This is a genomic window from Rhodococcus sp. MTM3W5.2 (assembly GCF_001984015.1).
GTDB classification, from domain to species: domain Bacteria; phylum Actinomycetota; class Actinomycetes; order Mycobacteriales; family Mycobacteriaceae; genus Rhodococcus_G; species Rhodococcus_G oryzae.
The window spans coordinates 3,032,979-3,052,600 of record NZ_CP019572.1 but is presented as its reverse complement, the minus strand read 5'-3'; the positions used below and the strand labels follow the sequence as shown (position 1 = coordinate 3,052,600).

General features: G+C 68.9%; 16 protein-coding genes, 1 pseudogene and 1 riboswitch. Of the genes and pseudogenes, 9 read left to right on the top strand and 8 right to left on the bottom strand.

Annotated features, from left to right (window positions below; translation table 11 throughout):
- Positions 1 to 6 precede the first annotated feature (6 nt).
- From BTZ20_RS13870 to gcvP, 7 genes are all read left to right on the top strand, one after another.
- Positions 7 to 756, top strand: a complete 750-nt coding sequence (locus BTZ20_RS13870) for a DUF881 domain-containing protein (protein WP_077041772.1) — start codon at positions 7 to 9, stop codon at positions 754 to 756.
- A gap of 55 nt (positions 757 to 811) precedes the next feature.
- A complete protein-coding gene (gene gcvH, locus BTZ20_RS13865; protein WP_077041771.1) occupies positions 812 to 1,216 on the top strand; it encodes a glycine cleavage system protein GcvH in 405 nt (134 codons plus the stop codon).
- A 170-nt stretch (positions 1,217 to 1,386) separates the two neighbouring features.
- Positions 1,387 to 1,866, top strand: a complete 480-nt coding sequence (garA, locus tag BTZ20_RS13860) for a glycogen accumulation regulator GarA (RefSeq protein WP_072749715.1) — start codon at positions 1,387 to 1,389, stop codon at positions 1,864 to 1,866.
- Positions 1,866 to 2,603, top strand: a complete 738-nt coding sequence (locus tag BTZ20_RS13855; RefSeq protein ID WP_077041770.1) for a MerR family transcriptional regulator — start codon at positions 1,866 to 1,868, stop codon at positions 2,601 to 2,603. Before garA ends, BTZ20_RS13855 begins: the two co-directional genes overlap by 1 nt.
- A gap of 144 nt (positions 2,604 to 2,747) precedes the next feature.
- Positions 2,748 to 3,221: a bifunctional nuclease family protein gene (locus BTZ20_RS13850; RefSeq protein ID WP_077041769.1), complete on the top strand. Its 474-nt coding sequence runs from the start codon at positions 2,748 to 2,750 to the stop codon at positions 3,219 to 3,221.
- A 215-nt stretch (positions 3,222 to 3,436) separates the two neighbouring features.
- Entirely contained in the window at positions 3,437 to 4,033 is a 597-nt protein-coding gene (locus BTZ20_RS13845) for a MerR family transcriptional regulator (RefSeq protein ID WP_077041768.1), read from the top strand.
- Between the two features lie 102 nt (positions 4,034 to 4,135).
- Positions 4,136 to 4,231, top strand: a riboswitch (glycine riboswitch).
- Positions 4,232 to 4,412: 181 nt separating this feature from the next.
- On the top strand, positions 4,413 to 7,265 hold the full coding sequence (gene gcvP, locus BTZ20_RS13840) for an aminomethyl-transferring glycine dehydrogenase (RefSeq protein ID WP_077041767.1): 2,853 nt from the start codon (positions 4,413 to 4,415) through the stop codon (positions 7,263 to 7,265).
- A gap of 337 nt (positions 7,266 to 7,602) precedes the next feature.
- Here gcvP and BTZ20_RS13835 read toward each other — a convergent pair whose 3' ends face one another.
- The 3 genes and pseudogenes from BTZ20_RS13835 to BTZ20_RS13825 form a co-directional block, all read right to left on the bottom strand.
- On the bottom strand, positions 7,603 to 9,390 hold the full coding sequence (locus BTZ20_RS13835) for a substrate-binding domain-containing protein (RefSeq protein ID WP_083742673.1): 1,788 nt from the start codon (positions 9,388 to 9,390) through the stop codon (positions 7,603 to 7,605).
- A 150-nt stretch (positions 9,391 to 9,540) separates the two neighbouring features.
- Positions 9,541 to 11,723 (bottom strand): annotated as a pseudogene (locus tag BTZ20_RS13830) (malate synthase G).
- A gap of 142 nt (positions 11,724 to 11,865) precedes the next feature.
- A complete protein-coding gene (locus BTZ20_RS13825; RefSeq protein WP_077043702.1) occupies positions 11,866 to 12,483 on the bottom strand; it encodes a PaaI family thioesterase in 618 nt (205 codons plus the stop codon).
- A gap of 103 nt (positions 12,484 to 12,586) precedes the next feature.
- Here BTZ20_RS13825 and BTZ20_RS13820 point away from each other — a divergent pair, with 103 nt between their 5' ends.
- Positions 12,587 to 12,955: an STAS/SEC14 domain-containing protein gene (locus BTZ20_RS13820; RefSeq protein WP_077041766.1), complete on the top strand. Its 369-nt coding sequence runs from the start codon at positions 12,587 to 12,589 to the stop codon at positions 12,953 to 12,955.
- Positions 12,956 to 13,015: 60 nt separating this feature from the next.
- On the opposite strand, the gene BTZ20_RS13815 is transcribed toward BTZ20_RS13820, so the two are convergent.
- The gene (locus BTZ20_RS13815) at positions 13,016 to 13,960 is read right to left on the bottom strand and encodes a hypothetical protein (RefSeq protein ID WP_077041765.1); all 945 of its coding nucleotides are present in this window, start codon (positions 13,958 to 13,960) and stop codon (positions 13,016 to 13,018) included.
- 72 nt (positions 13,961 to 14,032) lie between these two features.
- Here BTZ20_RS13815 and BTZ20_RS13810 point away from each other — a divergent pair, with 72 nt between their 5' ends.
- Positions 14,033 to 14,572, top strand: coding sequence for a PadR family transcriptional regulator (locus BTZ20_RS13810; RefSeq protein ID WP_077041764.1), 540 nt, complete (start codon positions 14,033 to 14,035; stop codon positions 14,570 to 14,572).
- Here BTZ20_RS13810 and BTZ20_RS13805 read toward each other — a convergent pair.
- From BTZ20_RS13805 to BTZ20_RS13790, 4 genes are all read right to left on the bottom strand, one after another.
- Complete coding sequence (locus tag BTZ20_RS13805; protein ID WP_077041763.1) at positions 14,556 to 15,467, bottom strand: 3-methyladenine DNA glycosylase; 912 nt, start codon at positions 15,465 to 15,467, stop codon at positions 14,556 to 14,558. The genes BTZ20_RS13810 and BTZ20_RS13805 overlap by 17 nt on opposite strands.
- Positions 15,464 to 16,552, bottom strand: coding sequence for a hemolysin family protein (locus tag BTZ20_RS13800; protein WP_077041762.1), 1,089 nt, complete (start codon positions 16,550 to 16,552; stop codon positions 15,464 to 15,466). Before BTZ20_RS13800 ends, BTZ20_RS13805 begins: the two co-directional genes overlap by 4 nt.
- Complete coding sequence (locus BTZ20_RS13795; protein ID WP_077041761.1) at positions 16,545 to 17,918, bottom strand: hemolysin family protein; 1,374 nt, start codon at positions 17,916 to 17,918, stop codon at positions 16,545 to 16,547. Before BTZ20_RS13795 ends, BTZ20_RS13800 begins: the two co-directional genes overlap by 8 nt.
- A 264-nt stretch (positions 17,919 to 18,182) precedes the next feature.
- Entirely contained in the window at positions 18,183 to 19,619 is a 1,437-nt protein-coding gene (locus BTZ20_RS13790) for a GuaB1 family IMP dehydrogenase-related protein (RefSeq protein WP_077041760.1), read from the bottom strand.
- Between the last annotated feature and the right edge of the window lie 3 nt (positions 19,620 to 19,622).

The following is a 19,622-nucleotide window of genomic DNA, read 5'->3' as shown; positions in this document are numbered from 1 at the left end:
TCACCCGTGAACGGGCATGAGGGCAAGCACGAATGGCATACCGAGCTGTCCGCCTCGGCGCGTCGCTCCAGAGTCGTCTTCGGGCTGCTGGCCGTGTTGCTGCTGGCAGCACTCGGGGTCGCCATCGCCACCCAGGTGCGGAACACCGGTTCGGGCGACACCTTGGACTCGGCGCGCCCGGCTGACCTGCTGGTGCTCCTCGACAACCTCGGCCAGCGAGAGGCCTCGCTGCGGCAGGAGATCGCCGGACTCGAGGAGACCCTCGCAACGCTCCAGCGCAGCGGCGGCGGTTCCCAAGCAGCGTTGGACGAGGCCAGGGCGCGCCTGACCGCACTGTCGATCCAGGTGGGGGCCGTGCCCGCGGCCGGTCCCGGGGTGGTGCTGACGGTCGCGGACCCAGGCGCGAATGTCGGCTCCGAGGTGATCTTGGACCTCATCCAGGAGTTGCGGGCGGCAGGCGCCGAGGCGATCTCCATACGTGGTGAGGGGGGTGAGCCGGTGCGGATCGGTGTCGATTCCTGGGTCACCGGTTCTCCCGGTCAGCTCAAGGTCGACGGCACCGAACTGGCGGCGCCGTACGAGGTGCTCGCCATCGGCGACCCACCGACCCTTGCGGCCGCTCTGAACATTCCCGGCGGGGTGATCGACACCGTCGCCCGCAGCGGTGGAAGGCTGGCCGTCGAGCAATCTCAGCAGGTCACGATCACCGCCTTGCGGGAGACGAAGCCTCGTCAATACGCTCAGCCAGGAAACTGAATCCGGTACCGCGCGGTATTCTCGCGCGCCGGTGCGATCGAAAGGACTTCTCACCTTGAGTGAAACCAACATCCCGGCCGAATTGCGCTACACCGCGGAGCACGAATGGGTGCAGCGGACCGGGCCGACGACCGTGCGGATCGGGATCACCGATTTCGCACAGTCGCAGCTCGGTGACGTCGTCTTCGTCCAGCTGCCCGCGGTCGACGAGGCCGTTGTCGCAGGCGAGTCGCTCGGTGAGGTCGAGTCGACGAAGAGCGTGTCGGACATCTACGCTCCGTTGAACGCGAAAGTCATTGTGGCCAACGCGGATTTGGAGTCCAGCCCCGAGCTGGTCAACTCTGAGCCGTACGGAAACGGCTGGCTGGTCGATCTCGAGGTGGCCGACGAGGCCACGCTGGACGCCGCGCTGGGCGAGATGCTGGACGCACCGGGCTACCAGGCCATCGCGGGCGGCTAGGACACGCGTGGATCGACCTGCGAGTGCCCACGTGAGAGGCATTCGCAGGGTACGGTCGATAGGGAGCGCATCCGCCTTGTCGGGGCGTAGGTCCGTATCGGAATGTGATTGTGTCGAGAAGATTTGTCCGGGAGGGTTCCCGGACCGATCGGACTTCAGGAGGAGAAACGGTGAGCGAGAACGACAGCGACGCGGTTTTTGGAGAATCGCCGGCTGAGACAACGTCGGTTTTCCGGGCGGATTTCCTCAACGAGTTGGACAGCACGACCGCTGCTCCGCAGGCCGCTGAGCAGGTCTCCGGAGTGGAGGGCCTGCCCGCCGGTTCGGCGCTCCTCGTCGTCAAGCGTGGCCCGAACGCGGGCTCCCGATTCCTGCTCGACCAGCCCACCACCTCGGCGGGCCGCCACCCGGACAGCGACATCTTCCTCGACGACGTCACGGTCAGCCGTCGGCACGCCGAGTTCCGCCAGGATCAGAACGAGTTCCAGGTGGTCGACGTCGGAAGCCTCAACGGCACCTACGTCAACCGTGAGCCGGTGGACTCGGCAACCCTCGTCAATGGTGACGAGGTGCAGATCGGAAAGTTCCGACTCGTGTACCTCACCGGCCCCCGCGGCGCCGGTAGTTCCGCTGCGGGTGCGGGTAGCTGATGACAGCGGTCGGGCAGCGGACCGAGGGCGGGATGTCGATCGGCTCCGTCCTGGATCGGCTACGTCCCGATTTCCCCGACATCACCATCTCGAAGATTCGATTCCTCGAGGCGGAGGGGCTGATCAGTCCGGAGCGGACACCGTCGGGTTACCGCCGGTTCTCGCTGACCGACTGTGAGCGGTTGCGGTTCGTGCTCACCGCGCAGCGCGATCAGTACCTGCCGTTGAAGGTGATCAAGGAACAGCTCGAGGCGATCGACAGCGGTGTCGCGGTGGTCGGGTCGACGGAGTCGGCCCCGCGACGGCCGCGGGCCCTGGCCATCGCGCCGGGCGAGGTCTCGCCCGAGGAGTTCCGGGCCAATCGCGAGGTCCGCATCAGCCGTACCGACCTGATCGCGCGATCCGGTGCGGACGAGGCATTCCTGTCGGAACTGCTGCGCAGCGGGCTGATCGTGCCGGGCGTCGCGGGCTTCTTCGACGAGGACGCGGTCACCCTGGCACGGGCGGCAAAGGCGATGTCCGAGTTCGGACTCGAGGTGCGGCACCTGCGCGCGTTCAAGCTCGCGGCCGACCGGGAGGCCGGTTTGGTCGCCCAGATCGCCGGTCCCGTCGCGAAGGGCAGGGACGCGGGCGCGCGTGACCGCGCCGAGGAGATGGTGCGTGAACTCGCCGCGCTGTCGCTCACTCTGCACACCTGTCTGGTCAAGGCGGCCGTCCGCGGCGCGCTCGACCGCTGACGATCGCCCGGCCGGAGTGGTCACGACCTGCACCTGTTCGGCGAGAGTCGAATGGGTCGCCGGGTTCGCTTAGAATTTGGGTACGGCTTCATGCGATGAGTGCGGTCGATGCCGGTAAGGCCGATCAGACGGGAGGCAGACGCGATGAGCGAGATGCGTGTGATCGGGATTCGTGTCGAGCAGCCACAGAATCAGCCCGTATTGCTGCTGCGCGAGGCCGACGGGGATCGGTACCTGCCGATCTGGATCGGCCAGACCGAGGCCACCGCGATCGCGCTGGAGCAGCAGGGCGTGGAGCCGGCGCGGCCGCTCACCCACGACCTGATCATCACGCTCATCACGGCGCTCGGTAACGCGCTGCGCGAGGTCCGGATCGTGGATCTGCAGGAGGGCACCTTCTATGCCGACCTGGTCTTCGCCGACGACCTGAGGATCTCGGCCCGGCCGTCCGATTCGGTTGCCATCGCGCTGCGGGCGGGCGTGCCGATCTACGCGGACGAAGCGGTGCTGGCGGAGGCAGGGCTGGTGATGCCCGATGAGCGCGAGGACGAGGTCGAGAAGTTCAAAGAATTCCTCGAATCCGTGTCGCCGGACGATTTCAAGGCAACTGACGGTTAGTGTGATCCCGCTGTCGAGAGACGGCGTCGAAATAGTGGCCTGGGCAACGATACGGTCTCACCCTCAAGTTGAGGTTTAGAGTTCGGCGTGTTGCGTTGACCCTGGTCAATCGTCGCAATAGCTTTGATCCATCGAACGCACACCATGTGATTCACCCCGAGGCGTACTCTGAGTCGAATCCACGGTATGGAATTCCATGCGAGAGGGAGCAGTCAGTGGGAGATCATCCGCAAGAGCCTCAGCGCGGCCTCGCCCCGTCCGAGGGTGTCGAGGATGTTCAGCCGGGCCTCTTTCCCGATGACTCGGTGCCGGACGACTTGGTGGGCTACCGGGTGCCGAGCGCGTGTCAGATCGCGGGCATCACCTACCGCCAGCTCGATTACTGGGCGCGAACTTCACTGGTCGTGCCGTCGATCCGCGGGGCCGCAGGATCCGGCAGTCAGCGCCTGTATTCGTTCAAGGACATCCTCGTCCTCAAGATCGTGAAGCGATTGCTGGACACCGGCATCTCGCTGCAGAACATTCGGGTCGCCGTCGACCACCTGCGTCAGCGCGGCGTTGGCGATCTGGCCAAGATCACGCTGTTCTCCGACGGCACCACCGTCTACGAGTGCACCTCCGCCGAAGAGGTCGTCGACCTCCTGCAGGGCGGTCAGGGTGTATTCGGGATCGCGGTCAGTGGCGCGATGCGCGAACTGACCGGCACGATCGCGGACTTCCCGGCCGAGCGGGCCGACGGTGGCGAGAGCGAACTGAGCCCGGAGGACGAGCTCGCGTCGCGTCGCAAGAACCGGGCCAGCCGCGCCGGATAGCCCGATTCGGCGCGCACGCGGTCGACGTGGCGCGCGGCACACCCCGCCGACAGGTCCGTGGGCGCACAAGGGGTCGAACGTAGCCTAGAATTCGGGGTACGTCGCCGCCGCATGGGAGAGTTCCGGAGCACAATCCGGACGCCGAAGGAGCAATACCTCCCCGTCAATCTCTCAGGCACCGAGGACCGTGCGGGCTACGACGTCTCTGGAAAGCGGTGGGAGCACCCACCCGCCCACGGGGAAAGGGGCCATACTCAACGGCCCTCAATCTCTCAGGCGCTCGCGGCGACGAGCAGGCGACAGAGGGGGAGGAACGTTCCGCCCGGCCCGACAGGGTCGAGCCGAATGCGCCTACGATCCTTCAGCCGCGGGAGTTGCCTTGTCAGACGCCAGTACTCGTTCATTTGTCGACCGCCACATCGGCCCCGATTCCGCCGAGCTCGAGCGGATTCTGAGCGTCGTCGGCGTCGGTAGCCTCGACGAGATGGCCGGGAAGGCCGTTCCCGCCAGCATCCTCGACACCGTGACCGACGGGATCAGCGACGGCCTGAGCGCTCTTCCCGCCGCGCTCACCGAGCACGAGGCGCTGGCCGAGCTCTCCGCGCTGGCCGCCAGGAACACCGTCGCGACCTCGATGATCGGTCTCGGCTACTACGACACCCTCACCCCGCCCGTGCTCGTGCGGAACCTGCTCGAGAATCCCGCCTGGTACACCGCGTACACGCCGTACCAGCCGGAGATCAGCCAGGGCCGGCTCGAGGCCCTGCTCAACTTCCAGACGATGGTCTCCGACCTCACCGGCATGGAGGTCGCGAACTCGTCGATGCTCGATGAGGGCACCGCGGCTGCCGAGGCGATGACGCTGCTGCGCCGGGCCAACAAGAGCCGTTCGCCGCGATTCGTCATCGATACCGATCTGTTCCCTCAGACCAGGGCCGTGATCGAGACCCGCGCCACCCCGCTGGGCATCGAGCTGGTGGAGGCCGATCTCAGCGAGGGCCTGCCCGATGGCGAGTTCTTCGGCGTGCTCGCCCAGCTGCCCGGCGCCTCCGGTCGCGTCGTCGACTACACGGATCTCATCGCGGCCGCCCACGAGCGGGGCGGACTGGTCGCGGTCGGAGCCGACCTCCTGGCGCTGACCCTGCTCACCCCTCCCGGCGAGCTCGGGGCGGACGCCTGTTTCGGTACGACGCAGCGTTTCGGTGTCCCGATGGGCTTCGGCGGACCGCACGCCGGGTACCTGGCGGTGCACACCAAGCACGCCCGTCAGCTGCCGGGCCGTCTCGTCGGCGTGTCCGTCGACGCCGACGGTGATCCCGCGTACCGGCTCGCGTTGCAGACCCGTGAGCAGCACATCCGCCGAGAGAAGGCCACCTCGAACATCTGCACCGCCCAGGTGCTGTTGGCCATCGTCGCCGCCATGTACGCCAGCTACCACGGTGCCGACGGGCTCAAGGCGATCGCCGAGCGCGTGAACGGGCGCGCGGTCGCCCTCGCGACCGGCCTGCGGTCGAAGGGCGTCGAGATCGTGCACGAGTCGTTCTTCGACACCGTGCTGGCCCGCGTGCAGGGACGGGCGGCGGAGATCGTCGAGACGGCGAAGGGCTGGAACGTCAACCTGCGCCTCGTCGACGCCGACCACGTCAGCATCGCCTGCGACGAGGCGACCACGGAGGCCCACCTCGGGTCTGTCTTCGCCGCCTTCGGCGTCCGGACCGACACCCCTGCGGCCGCTTCCACGTCCTCGCTGCCCGCCGAGATGGTCCGCACCTCGGACTACCTGACCCACCCCGCGTTCACCAAGCACCGCACCGAGACCGCGATGCTGCGCTACCTGCGGATGCTCTCGGACAAGGACATCGCCCTCGACCGGAGCATGATCCCGCTCGGATCCTGCACGATGAAGCTCAACGCCACCGCGGAGATGGAGCCCATCACCTGGCCGGCGTTCTCGGGCCTGCATCCGTTCGCGCCGACGGCGGACGCGCCGGGCATGCTGCAGATCATCCACGACCTGGAGGGTTGGCTGGCGGCGATCACCGGGTACGACGCGGTGAGCCTGCAGCCGAACGCAGGCAGCCAGGGCGAGTACGCCGGCCTGCTGGCCATCCGGAACTACCACCTCAGCCGCGGCGACGACCACCGCGACACCTGTCTGATCCCGTCCAGCGCGCACGGCACCAACGCGGCCTCCGCCGTGATGGTCGGCATGCGGGTCGAGGTGGTCGCCTGCCGTCCCAACGGCGACGTCGACCTGGCGGACCTCAAGGCAAAGATCGCTGACCACGCCGAGCGGCTCGCGGCCATCATGATCACCTACCCCTCCACGCACGGCGTGTACGAGCACGAGGTCGCGGACATCTGCGCGGCCGTGCACGACGCCGGGGGACAGGTGTACGTCGACGGCGCGAACCTCAACGCGCTCGTCGGCCTGGCCCGGCCAGGGCGCTTCGGCGGCGACGTGAGCCACCTGAACCTGCACAAGACCTTCTGCATCCCGCACGGCGGCGGCGGTCCGGGTGTCGGTCCGATCGGTGTGCGTTCGCACCTGACCCCGTTCCTGCCCGGGCACCCGATGGCGCCGGAACTGGGCGGATCGGGTCCGGTATCGGCCGCACCGTACGGCAGCGCCTCGATCCTGCCGATCACCTGGGCGTACATCCGGATGATGGGCGCGACCGGACTGCGGCGCGCCTCGCTCACCGCGATCGCGTCGGCGAACTACATCGCACGCCGCCTGGACGAGTACTTCCCTGTGCTCTACACCGGTGAGAACGGCATGGTCGCGCACGAGTGCATCCTCGACCTGCGTCCGCTCACCAAGGAAACCGGTGTCACGGTCGACGACGTCGCCAAGCGCCTGGCGGATTACGGCTTCCACGCGCCGACGATGAGCTTCCCGGTGTCGGGCACGCTCATGGTCGAGCCCACCGAGAGCGAGAACCTGGACGAGATCGACCAGTTCTGTGACGCGATGATCGCCATCCGCGGCGAGATCGACCGGGTCGGCGCCGGCGAGTGGCCGGTGGAGGACAACCCGCTGCGCGGCGCGCCGCACACCGCGGGCTGCCTGGCTGCGGACTGGGACCACCCCTACTCGCGTGAGCTCGCGGTGTTCCCGCTGGGCAAGGCCAGGGCAAAGGTGTGGCCCTCGGTGCGTCGGATCGACGGTGCGGCGGGTGACAGGAACCTGGTGTGCTCGTGCCCGCCGATCGAGGCCTTCAGCGGCTGATCGCACTCCGGGCGGTCGCGCGCACTCGTGAGGAGGCCGAAGGGTCCTTGTGCGCCGCGACCAGCCCGGAGCACGATGGGGTGGGTATGGGCGGCTCGTCGGCCGCCCTTGTCGAGCCGAAGGTGCAGACAATGTTCACCACCATCGCAAGAGCCGTCGCCGTAACCGCCGTCGTCCTGTCCGTGGGGGCACTCGCCGCCCGACGGCGTCCGCCGAGCGGCGCATCATCGGGGGAGGGTCGTTGCAGTTCTGCTTCGTCGTCCCGCTGCCCGGTTCCGCCGACATCGAATGGTGCGTCTGAGTACGGCGTCTACGCCGTAGACCTGCCGGCCCGGCGTCAGCCGAGCGACTGGTCGATCGCCGCGCCCAACTCGGGTCCCTGTGAGGACCCGACCGCGGTCATCGAACCCCCGGTCTGCTCCGCGAGGGCCCGCAGGGTGTCGGCATCGGAGTTCTCGCCGATCGTGATGACGTCGATGCGGACCGGCTTGCCGTCCACGGTGGTCTCCCGGATCTTCGCCAGCAGTTGCCGGGCCGTGATCGACGTGTCGTCGTTCGGGCCGTCGGTGATCAGCAGCACCGAGTTCGGGCGGTCCGCGCCGTAGCCCTGCACCGCGTCCGCGTAGGCGGCCTGGACCGCCGCGTAGGTGGACGTCGCGGTCGCAGGGGTCAGGGAGTCGAGCGCCGTGTCGATCGCCTGCCTCCGCGTTCCGGTGCCGACGGTGTCGGTCAGCGAGCCCGTCGGGACGGCAACCTTGTATGCCCTGGCGCCGTCGAGGTTCTTGGAGTAGACCCACAGCCCGAGATCGGTGGAGTCGGGGGTCCGGTTCAGCTGCTCGGTCAGCGCCGCGGTCGTGTTCGTCAGCCGCGTCCCGTCGCCCTCGACGTTGCTCATCGAACCCGAGATATCCAGCAACACGGTCGATCTGCGGGGCACCACCGGATTGGCGAGCGTTCGGCTCAGCGTGTCGACCACCGGCCCTGTGGCCGGCTGCAGCGGCGTGTCGACGGGTGCGAAGGGGACCGCCCCCACCGCCGAGGGCGACTTGCCGTCGACTCGGAAACCGGCGTCGCGAATCACCGTCGCCTGCTCGGGACGGCGGAGGTAGTCCGCGAACTCCGCGGCTGCCCTGCTGCGTGCCTCGTCCACCCAGCGGGCGGAGAGGATCGCGGCGGGGTGATCGGCCATCGGGGTGGCCCCGGCAGGAAGGAAAGCGGTGAGCGCGTTCGCATCCGGCTCGGCGGCGTAGAGCTGCTGCTCGGTGACCGCCACCGCGTGCAGCGCGCCGGTCCGTGGGTCGTGCTGCGCGCCGAGCGCCGCGAGCGCATCCGCTGTCACGGCGGGCTTGTCGGGAGCAGGCGGGAACGCGGCCGTGGAGCCGATCGCGAGCGAGGAGAGGGCCGAGACGACGGGCGCGGACGCGGCCTGTGTCTCGGTGACCGGACCCGCGCCTGCGCCCGACACCGCCGCGGCGATGCCCTCGGCGGCCTGGGTGGAGGGATCCGAGCCGGGGCCGGTCGGCAGGGCCAGCTTCAGTGAGCCCCATCCGGGGAGCCCGAGCCCCGGCAGTGCGTTCGGGTCGGACTGCAGGCGAGAGAGGTCCTGCCAGCCGACCTTTGACGCGCTGAGGGCCTCGGCCAGCGTGACCGGGGCCGCCAGCAGCACCGGCGACGTGGCGAGCGACTTCGGCTGGCCGTCGATCAGGCCGGTCTGCCCACTGAGTCGCGCGATGGACTGGGTGCTCTGCGGAATCCACAGGGCCGGTGCCGGTCCGGGCCCTGACCAGTCCTTCCCTGCGCTCGCCGCCAGCGCGTCGACCACGGTCTGTGAGGTGGCGGGGGTGACGGCAACGGTGATGCAGTGGTCGCGTACGACCGGCGTGGTCTGGGAGTAGCGGTCTGCCAGGGTCTGGATCTGCGGGGCGATGTCTGGATCCGCGGTCACGTCGAGGACGGCGGGACCCTCGACGCACATCTGTGCCGCCTGGGTGCCCTGGTCCGAGATCCGGTCCCTGAGCTGGAACCAGCCGAGCACGGCGAGCACGACGGCGATGACCGCTCCCACCGCGATCACCGGGCCCTTGCTCACACCCCTCGTGCCCTGTGTGCCGCGATGCTGCCCCACGTGTGCCCGCCTTGTCGTCGATCGGTGACGGCACGCAGGTCCGCCTCATCGGTACCTTCGCAGTCTACGGACGGCGGCACCGTGGAAGCGGCGAAGCCGCCACCGGACCGGATCGGTCTGGTGGCGGCTTCGCGATGCTGTCGCTGCGTGTCAGGCGTTGGCGGCCTTGTACTCCCGCCGACGGCGATGCAGGATCGGCTCGGTGTAACCGCTCGGCTGCGACGCGCCCTCGAGGATGAGCTCCTTGGCGGCCTGCCAGGCGATGTTGGTGTCGAAGTCCGGCGCCATCGGGACGTAGGTGGCGTCACCCTCGTTCTGGCGGTCGACGACCGGGGCCATCCGCTCGAGGCTTGCCACGATGTCCACCTCGGTGACGATGCCGTGGCGCAGCCAGTTCGCCAGCAGCTGGCTCGAGATGCGCAGGGTGGCACGGTCTTCCATGAGTGCGACGTCGTGGATGTCCGGCACCTTGGAGCATCCGACGCCCGCGTCGATCCAGCGGACCACGTAGCCGAGGATGGACTGGCAGTTGTTGTCCAGCTCCTCCTTCTTCTCCGCGTCCGACCAGTCGGTGCTCGGGGCGAGCGGAATGGTCAGGATGTCGTCCACGGTCGCCCGCGGCTTGCCCTTGAGCTCGTCCTGGACGGCGAACACGTCGACGCGGTGGTAGTGCGTCGCGTGCAGGGTGGCGCCGGTGGGCGAGGGGACCCAGGCGGTGTTGGCGCCCGAGCGGGGGTGACCGATCTTCTGCTCGAGCATGTCCGCCATCAGGTCGGTCATGGCCCACATGCCCTTACCGATCTGCGCCTTGCCCTGCAGGCCCGCGGCCAGTCCGGTGTCGACGTTCCAGTCCTCGTAGGCGCCGATCCACTTCTGCTTCTTCATCTCGGCCTTGCGCACCATCGCGCCCGCCTCCATGGAGGTGTGGATCTCGTCGCCCGTGCGGTCGAGGAAACCGGTGTTGATGAAGACCACGCGCTCGCTGGCCTCCTTGATGCACGCGGACAGGTTGACCGTGGTGCGGCGCTCCTCGTCCATGATGCCGACCTTGAGCGTGTTCGCGGGCAGGCCGAGGACCTGCTCGACACGACCGAACAGCTCGGTGGTGAACGCGACCTCTTCGGGGCCGTGCTGCTTCGGCTTCACGATGTAGACGGAGCCGGTGCGGCTGTTGTTGTGCGGTCCGTTGGCCTCGCTGATGGTCAGGCCGTGCACCGCGCAGAGGCTGGTGATCAGCGCGTCGAGGATGCCCTCGGGACCTCGTTGCCGTCGGCGTCGAGGATCGCGGGGTTGGTCATCAGGTGCCCGACGTTGCGCACGAACAGCAGCGAACGACCGTGCAGGGTGAGCTCGCCGCCGTCGGCCGCGGTGTAGGTGCGGTCGTCGTTGAGCCTGCGGGTGAAGGACTTGCCGCCCTTGCTGATCTCCTCGGCGAGGTCGCCGCGGTTCAGGCCCAGCCAGTTGCGGTAGCCGACGACCTTGTCGTCGGCGTCGACAGCCGCGACCGAGTCCTCGAAGTCCATGATCGTGGTGAGCGCGGACTCGAGGACGACGTCCTTGACCCCGGCCGCGTCGGTCTGGCCGATGGGGGAGCTCGCGTCGATCTGGATCTCCGCGTGCAGTCCGTTGTTGCGCAGCAGGACCGAGGTGGGCGCGTCCTTCTCGCCGAGGTAGCCGACGTACTTCTCCTGCTGCGCGAGCGTGGTGACGGTGCCGTCGGTCAGCTCGACCTTCAGCTCGGCGCCGTCGATCCAGTAGCGCTTGGAGTCGGCGTGGCTGCCCGCCGCGAGCGGCGCCGCGGTGTCGAGGAACTCGCGGGCCCATGCGATCACCTTGTCGCCGCGGACCTTGTTGTAGCTCTTGCCCTTTTCGGCGCCGTCCGCCTCGGAGATGGCGTCGGTTCCGTAGAGCGCGTCGTACAGCGAGCCCCAGCGGGCGTTCGAGGCGTTGAGTGCGAACCGGGCGTTGAGCACCGGCACCACGAGCTGCGGGCCCGCGGTCGTCGCGATCTCCGCGTCGACGTTCTCGGTCTCGATGCTGAACGGGGCAGGCGTCGGCAGCAGGTAGCCGATCTCCTGCAGGAACGCCTTGTACTCGGCGGCGTCGAAGGCCGGGCCGGAGTGGTCGCGGTGCCAGGCATCGATCTGCGCCTGCAGGTCGTCGCGCTTGGCCAGCAGCGCCTTGTTCTTCGGGGCGAGGTCCTCGATGACCTTGACGGCACCCGCCCAGAACGCGTCTGCGTCTACGCCGGTACCCGGGAGAGCTTCGGTGCCCACGAAATCGTGGAGAACCTTGGCGACCTGAAGACCACCGACCTGCACGCGCTCAGTCATGAAATGCCTCACTTCTCTGGGAATGCCTCATGTAGACGGACTAGATGTTACTCGGCGGTAATCGTCTAGCTGTTTGTCCTGGTGGGCTAACAGTCCAACCGTACTGATTCGGCCGGTATTCCTGGGGCGCGGCGGCGATCCGCTAGGCGGGCGGCACGGCGGGCCCGATGAAGATCCCCTCGGCCTCGACGGTGACACCCATGGCGTCCGAGAGGGTCCCGACCACGATGGTCTTGCGGCCCTCGTTGCGATCGATGCGGGCCTCGGCGCGCAGCGGTCCGAGCGGGGTGCCGCGCCGGTAGCGCAGCGTGAGGGTGCCGGTGAACCGCGGCTCGATCGAACTGGCGGTGGTGCCGAGCAGGTGATCCATCACCAGCGCGCAGATCCCGCCGTGCACCAGCCCCGGCGGGCCCTCGTAGGCGGCGCCGAGGGTGACCTCGGTCCAGTGCAGGCCGGCGTCGTCGGACTCGATGACCAGCGGGGGAGCGATCGCGTTCCGCAGGCCGATCCCCGCGTTGCCCCAGGCGATCGACTCGCCGTCGGCGGTGAACCGCATCCCGAACCCGCCGTCGATCTGGGTGGCGCGCAGCTTCGCGGTGGCGTCGACGATGGTGGCCTGGACCTCGCGGATCACCGCCTCGTCGACCTCGGTGCGAATGGTGGCGTCGACGAGGTCGCGGACCGCCGCGGTGAGCGGGCCGTAGAGCGCCCGGCGCCGATCGAGTTCCTGGGTGTCGATGTCTTCTCGGGTGAACTTCACCGTGTGATCGTGCAGCACGCGTCCGAAGGACGCGAGTGATTCGGTGCCCTCGGCACTCTCGCGTTGCGTCGCACCGGGACTCGAGCTGTGAAACCATGGATCCGTGATCGAGACCATGGAGAACCTGCCCGCAGGCACCCTGGGTTTCCGGGCGAGCGGGACGGTGACCGCGCAGGATTACAGGGACGTCCTCGACCCGGCCATCGACGCGAAGATCGCCGAGCACGAGAAGGTCAACATCGTCTATGTGCTCGGCGACGATCTGAGCCGCTACACCGCCGGTGCGCTGTGGCAGGACGCCGAGCTCGAGTCCCGTCCACGGCACAGCTGGGGTCGCATCGCGCTGGTCACCGATCACGAGTGGATCGGCAAGGCCATCCACCTGATCAGTTTCCTGTTCCCCTGCGAGGTGCGGGCCTTCGCGCTCGCCGAGGAGCAGGCCGCGATCGAGTGGGCGTCGCAGGGCGGCTGATCGGGCGGGCCGACCTTGGTTGGCCGGCGGTGGCTGGACGCGCGTCGCGCACATTCGCGATCAGGCTTCAGATCGGCCGGCGACGAGGTTGCGGACGGCGTGAAAGGCGGGCTTGGGTGTGTAGTCGTCGCGCAGGAGTCCGAAACGGCTGGTCCATCCCGCGTCGCTGTTGCCATCTCGCAGCCCGAAGAACTCGTAGGCCGTGACGCCGACGCCGGAATCGAGAGCGGCGTCGGCCACGGTCTCCAGGACTACGCGCTGAGTTGTCTCGTCCCGATCGGCACCGGTCGGCCACCCCGTTTCGGTGATGTGGATCGGAGTGCTCTCGGGGACCCCGGCGTCTGTTGTGACAGAACGGAAACGCTCCAGCAGGTAGGTGACCGATGCGGCGAGCTGATCATGCGGGACGCGATGGAACACGTCGGGAAAAGCGTCCAGGCCGATGTAGTCGAGTGTCGCGAGGAGTTCTGTGCCGACCGCGTCGGCCATCCGCCGCCAGAAGACCGGATCTGCCATGCCTGCCGAGTTCACCCCGATCTCGACGTCGACGCCGAGTCGCTCACGTTCCTCGAGTGCGGCGGCGATGCCGGCCGCAACGGCGTCGAAGCATCCCGGGCTGCCTCCGTCCTGTGGTGCGGGCATGTTCAACTCCTCGCCGACCTGCACCTTGCCGCCACCCCACTCGGCGACGTCTCGGACAGCTTCGCGGACGAACTCAGCGAAGCCACTCGGGTCCGGCTCCGGGCTCTGGTAGCAGGCGACCAGGTCGATCAGGCGCCCGTCTCCCGCGTACAACTCGGGGCGGCCGGGGGTTCGGGGGGTCGCCGTACCCCGCTGTACGCCGACCCCGAAATGTCGATAGCAACGCACGTAGAAGGCGGGCGCGTCACCTTGCAGGTTGCGCAGCGCCGACAGCGTCGCAGTGGTGTCTTCCGGTGGGCAGTCGAGTGGGCGAAAGTCGACAAGGTCCGCCGCGACGACGCCAGGCCAGATCCCGAAAATCATGTCACCTCCATTAGCCGTATACGGCTAACCATAGACTACTAGCCGTATACGGGCATTGGATAGGCTTCGTCTGTGCCCAAGAACGCGCTCGACAACCCCCTCGTGTTGCCCATCCTCGGCCTCCTGGTCGAGCAGCCGCGCCACGCCTACGCGCTGTTCCGCGAACTGACGCGGCGTTATGAGTACCTCCAGGTGCGCAACGCGACCGTCTACACACTCCTGGACCGGTTGACCGCAGACGGCTGGGTCACGGCGGCGAGCGGAAACGATCGCGCCGCCATTGCGGTGACAGAATCGGGTGTGGCGGCACTCGCCGAGCGGGTGCGGCAGCAACTTCGCGAAGGCGACCCGACCGGCGGTCCCACATTCGTCACCGCACTCGCGTACCTCGGGATCCTGCAGCCCGCGGAAGCCGCCACAGTTCTCGAGAGGCGGGTCGAGCTCATCAGGGAAGCCGTCCGCGAACTCGAACAGGCCGCCATGGACCCGGCCGAACCCGAAGTCCACATGATCGAGGCGCAGTACTTGCTGTCGCGTCTCCGGCACGACATCGACTGGCTCGAACGCACCGCTCAGCGAATCGAGGCAGGAGGACTCAGCTGGATTCGCTGAACGACGTCCGGTGCAGGAACGAGCGGCAGCGGTCCAGCAATTCCGCCCGCAGGGGCGCGGCCAGCTCCGCCAGCGCCGACTGCGCCCGCACGTAGTCCGCCCGGCCCACCGCGGTCTCGATCGGCACCGGCTCGTAGCCGAGCGCGCTCAGGTCGTACGGGCTCGCCCGCATGTCGAGTTCCCGCGCGGCCATCGCCAGTTCGAAACACCGCAGCAGCAGGTCGGAGTCGACCAGCGGCGCCAATTTGTAGCACCACTTGTAGAGATCCATGCCCGCGTGCAGACAGCCCGGCTGTTCCCGCGCCGCCTGGTCCTCGCGTCGCAATGCGGTGTCGTTGCGGCCCACCGCGTCCGGGGTGAAGAACCGGAACGCGTCGTAGTGCGTGCAGCGCAGGTTCATCGACTCCACCACCGCGTCGGTGCCGTCCGGCCCGAGCCGGAGCGGGGTGCCCGAATGCCGGACCGCTTCCGCGCCGCCGCGGTACACCATCGCCCACTCGTGCAGGCCGAAGCAGCCGAGCTGCGCTGGCCGCGCGGCGGTGCCCGCGAGCAGGCGCTCGGTGAACTCGAGCATCGAGCGGCGCTGGGTCAGCACGCGTGGATCGGCCTCGGCGTCGTCGCCACACCGGTGGTACCCGGAGTAGTCCCAGTACTCGCGCGCCGCGGGCCCGGTCAGTCGCACTCCCAGGCCAGGGTGCCAGCGTCGCAGCTGCGCGGGCCGCAGGCTGTAGTAGGTGAACAGGAAGTCGATCACCGGGTGCTTCTCGCCGCGCGTCTGCCGGGACAGGTGCGCCCCTATCAGGGCGTCCACCCGGTCCCGGTGCGCGTCGCGGCGGGCGGTCCACTCGTCCTGTGTGAGAACGAGTGGACCGCTCCGGAGGTCCGGCTGTGTCACGGTGTCCGTTGCCCCGGCACCGCGTCGTCGATCCGGTGGGTGCCGTCGCGAACGGTACCGATGAACTCCTCCACCAGGTCCTCCAGCGCGACGATGCCGATCGTCTGCCCGGTCTCGTCGACCACAGACCCCAGGTGGCTGCTCGCGCGGCGCAGCGTCCCGAGCGCCTCGTCGAGCGGGGTCTGCACCTGCACCTGCGGCAGCGGGCGCACGTCCGAGCGGGGGATCACCGTGTCCGGCCCCGCGTGGACGTCACCGACCTCGTCGAGGACGTCCTTGAGATGCAGGTACCCGGCCAGCGTTCCGTCGGCCAGCCGCGCGGGATAGCGGGAGTAGCCGGTCTCGATCACCGCCTCCTCGACGGCGCCGAGCGTGGTCCCGTTCGCTGTCAACGGCACGCTGCGCACCTTGTCGAGCGGGATCAGCACATCCGCGACGGTCCGGTCGGCGGTGTGCAGCGCCAACGTCAGCCTCCGGTGCTCCTCCTCGTCGATCAGTCCCTCGGACCGGGACTCGCCGATCATCTCGGCAAGCTCCAGCGCCGACACCGTCGTGTCCAGCTCGTTCTTCGGCTGGACCCGCATCAACCGCAGCGACGCGTTCGCGCAGAAGTTGTAGAACGCGATGAGCGGGCGGACGAGCCGGATGAACGCCAGGTGCATGGGGACCAGCAGCATCGCGCTGCGTTCCGGCCCGGCGATGGCGATGTTCTTCGGCACCATCTCGCCGAGCAGGATGTGCAGCACCACCACCAGCGAGAGTGCCAGCGTGAACCCGATCGGGTGCAGGAACCCGGCGGGCACGCCGAGGGCGTCCAACGGCGCCTCGATCAGGTGCGCGATCGCGGGCTCGCCGACCCGGCCGAGCAGGATCGAACAGATCGTGATGCCGAGCTGCGCGCCCGCCAGCATCAGGGAGAGGTTCTCGCCTACCTTGATCACCGTGCGCGCCCGCTTCTTGCCCTGCGCCTCCAGGGCCTCGAGCCGGTCGCGTCGCGCTGAGATCAGCGCGAACTCGGCGGCCACGAAGAACGCGTTGCCCGCCAGCAGGAGAACGGTCAGGGCGACCGCGAACAGGTCACTCATCGCCGTGCTCCTTCGTCTCCGTCGAGTGGTCGGCCAGGTCGGCGACCGGGGTCAGCACCACCCGGTCGATCCGGCGGCCGTCCATCGCGGCGACCCGGGCTATCCAGCCGCCTGCCGAGCGGCCGTCGTCGTCCGGATGGGGCAGCGCCACCTGGTCGCCGACCTCGGGGATGCGGCCCAGGTGGGCCAGGACGAGGCCGCCGAGGGTGTCGTACTCGCCCTCGGGTGCCGAGTAACCGGTGGTCTGGGAGACCTCGTCGATGCGCAGCAGGCCCGAGCAGATCCAGCTGTCGCCGCTGCGCTGCACCTCGATCTCCGGCTCGTCGTGCTCGTCGCGGACGTCGCCGACGATCTCCTCGATCAGGTCTTCCATGGTCACCATGCCCGCGGTGCCGCCGTACTCGTCGACCACGAGCGCGACCTGCATGCCGTCTGCCCGGACGCGCTCCATCAGCTCGTCGCCGTCGAGGCTCGACGGCACCACCGGGACCTTCTGGGCGAGGGTGATCAGCGGCGTGGAGGTGCGGCCGGCGGCGGGCACCGTGAACGCGTGCTTGATGTGCACGACGCCGACCGTGTCGTCCAGGTCGCCGTCGACGATCGGGAACCGTGAGAAGCCCGTTCGGGACGCGGCCTCGATCAGGTCGGCGACGGTGTCGCGGAGTTCGAGGGTCTCGACCTTCACCCGCGGGGTCATCAGCTCCTCCGCGGTGAGTTCGCCGAATCGCAGCGAGCGATCGACGAGCAGCGCGGTCCCGGCGTCGAGCGCGCCGCGGCGAGCGCTGGTACGCACCAGCGAGCCCAGTTCCTGGGGGGAGCGTGCCGAGCGCAGTTCCTCGGCGGGTTCGATGCCGAGCCGTCGGACCACCCAGTTGGCGGACCCGTTGAGCCCGTTGATCGCCCACTTGAACACCGCCGAGAACCCGGCCTGCAGGCCCGCGGTGGCGCGCGCGGTCTGCAGCGGGCGGGCGATGGCCAGGTTCTTCGGCACCAGCTCGCCGAAGATCATCGACAGCGAGGTGGCCAGCACCAGGGCGAGGGTCAGCGAGATGCCGCTGGCAACGGATTCGCTGATGTTGACGGCTGTCAACAGCGGATCGATCAGCTTGGCCAGCACCGGCTCCGCGAGATAGCCGGTGATCAGCGTGGTGATCGTGATGCCGAGCTGGGCGCCGGAGAGCTGGAACGAGAGCGTGCGGTGTGCGTGCTGCACCTGCCGCGAGCGCCGGTCGCCGTTGCGTGCGTGTGCGTCGACGGTGCTGCGCTCGAGCGCGGTGAGCGAGAATTCCGCGGCCACGAACAACGCGGTGCCTGCGGTCAGGGCCGCGAACCCGATGAGGCTCAAGACGGTGAGTGCGATCTCCATCAGCTATCGCCGCCGAGCGTGGGTCCGAACAGTGGGGGATGTGCGCCGGGTTTGTCGCCCGGCTCCGTAGAGGAGCCCTCCGTAGAGGTGCTCTCGTCGCCGGACTCGGTCGAGTCGACGACGGTCAGAGTGGGTGCCTCAGGCACCTTGTTCCTTCCTGTTGTGCGCAGGCTTTCGCTGCGCGTGGGCGCGTGCAGACCACGATTCTACCGGGCACGGGGACCGTGCCCGGTAGTAGAGGTGGTGCGCCGGTGTGTCGGCTCGCTACCAGCCCGCCGGCAGCGGGCGTCCCTCGGCGAACCCGGCCGCGGACTGGACTCCGAGCAGCGCCTTCTCGTGCAGCTCCTCGACCGTGCGGGCGCCTGCGTAGGTGCAGGTGCTGCGCACGCCGGAGCAGATGTGGTCGATGAGGTCCTCGACGCCGGGGCGGTCCGGGTCCAGGCGCATGCGGGAACTCGAGATGCCCTCCTCGAAGAGTCCCTTACGGGCGCGATCGAACGCGTTGTCGGTGGCCGTTCTTGCCGCGACCGCGCGCTTGGACGCCATGCCGAAGCTCACCTTGTATGCGTTGCCCGCCTGGTCCATCCGCAGATCGCCAGGGGACTCGTAGGTGCCGGCGAACCAGGAACCGATCATCACGTTCGACGCGCCGGCTGCGAGGGCCAGTGCCACGTCGCGGGGGTGCCGGACGCCGCCGTCCGCCCACACGTGGGCGCCGAGTTCCCGTGCGGCCGCGGCGCACTCGGCCACCGCCGAGAACTGGGGCCTGCCGACGCCGGTCATCATCCGGGTGGTGCACATCGCGCCGGGACCGACGCCGACCTTGACGATGTTCGCGCCCGCGGCGATGAGGTCCCTCGTGCCTGCCGCCGAGACGACGTTGCCCGCCGCCAGCGGCACGCCGAGGTCGAGCGCCGCGACGGCACCGAGCGCGTCGAGCATCTTCTGCTGGTGACCGTGTGCGGTGTCCATCACGAGGACGTCCGCGCCCGCTGCGACCAGTTCCTTCGCCTTCGCGGCCACGTCGCCGTTGATGCCGACGGCCGCGGCGACGCGCAGCTTGCCGTCCGCGTCGAGGGCCGGTTCGTAGATGCCCGCCCGGATCGCGCCGGTGCGGGTGAGCACGCCCGCCAGGGTGCCGTCCTCGTTGACGATGACCGCAATCGGGTCGTGCTTGGTCTCGAGCAGCTCGAAGACCTCGCGCGGGGAGGCCGTCACGGGCGCGGTGACGAAGTCGGTGATGGCGACGGAGCGGAGCCGGGCGAACCGGTCGACGTCCGCGCACGCGGCCTCGGTGACGACGCCGATCGGCCGGTCGTTCTCGACCACGACAAGGGCGCCGTGCGCGCGCTTGGGCAGCAGCGCGATCGCGTCGGAGACGGAGTCCTCGGGCCCGAGGGTGACCGGGGTGTCGGCCACGAGGTGGCGGCTCTTGACGAACGCGACGGTCTCGGCGACCGCGGAGGCCGGGATGTCCTGAGGGATGACCACGATCCCGCCGCGGCGCGCGACGGTCTCGGCCATCCGGCGCCCGGCGACCGCGGTCATGTTGGCGACGACGATCGGGATGGTGGTGCCCGATCCGTCGAGCGTGGACAGATCCACGTCGAAGCGCGAGGTGACGTCGGTGCGATTCGGCACCATGAAGACGTCGTCGTAGGTCAGGTCATAGGGCGGCTGCTGGCCGTCGAGGAAGCGCACGTC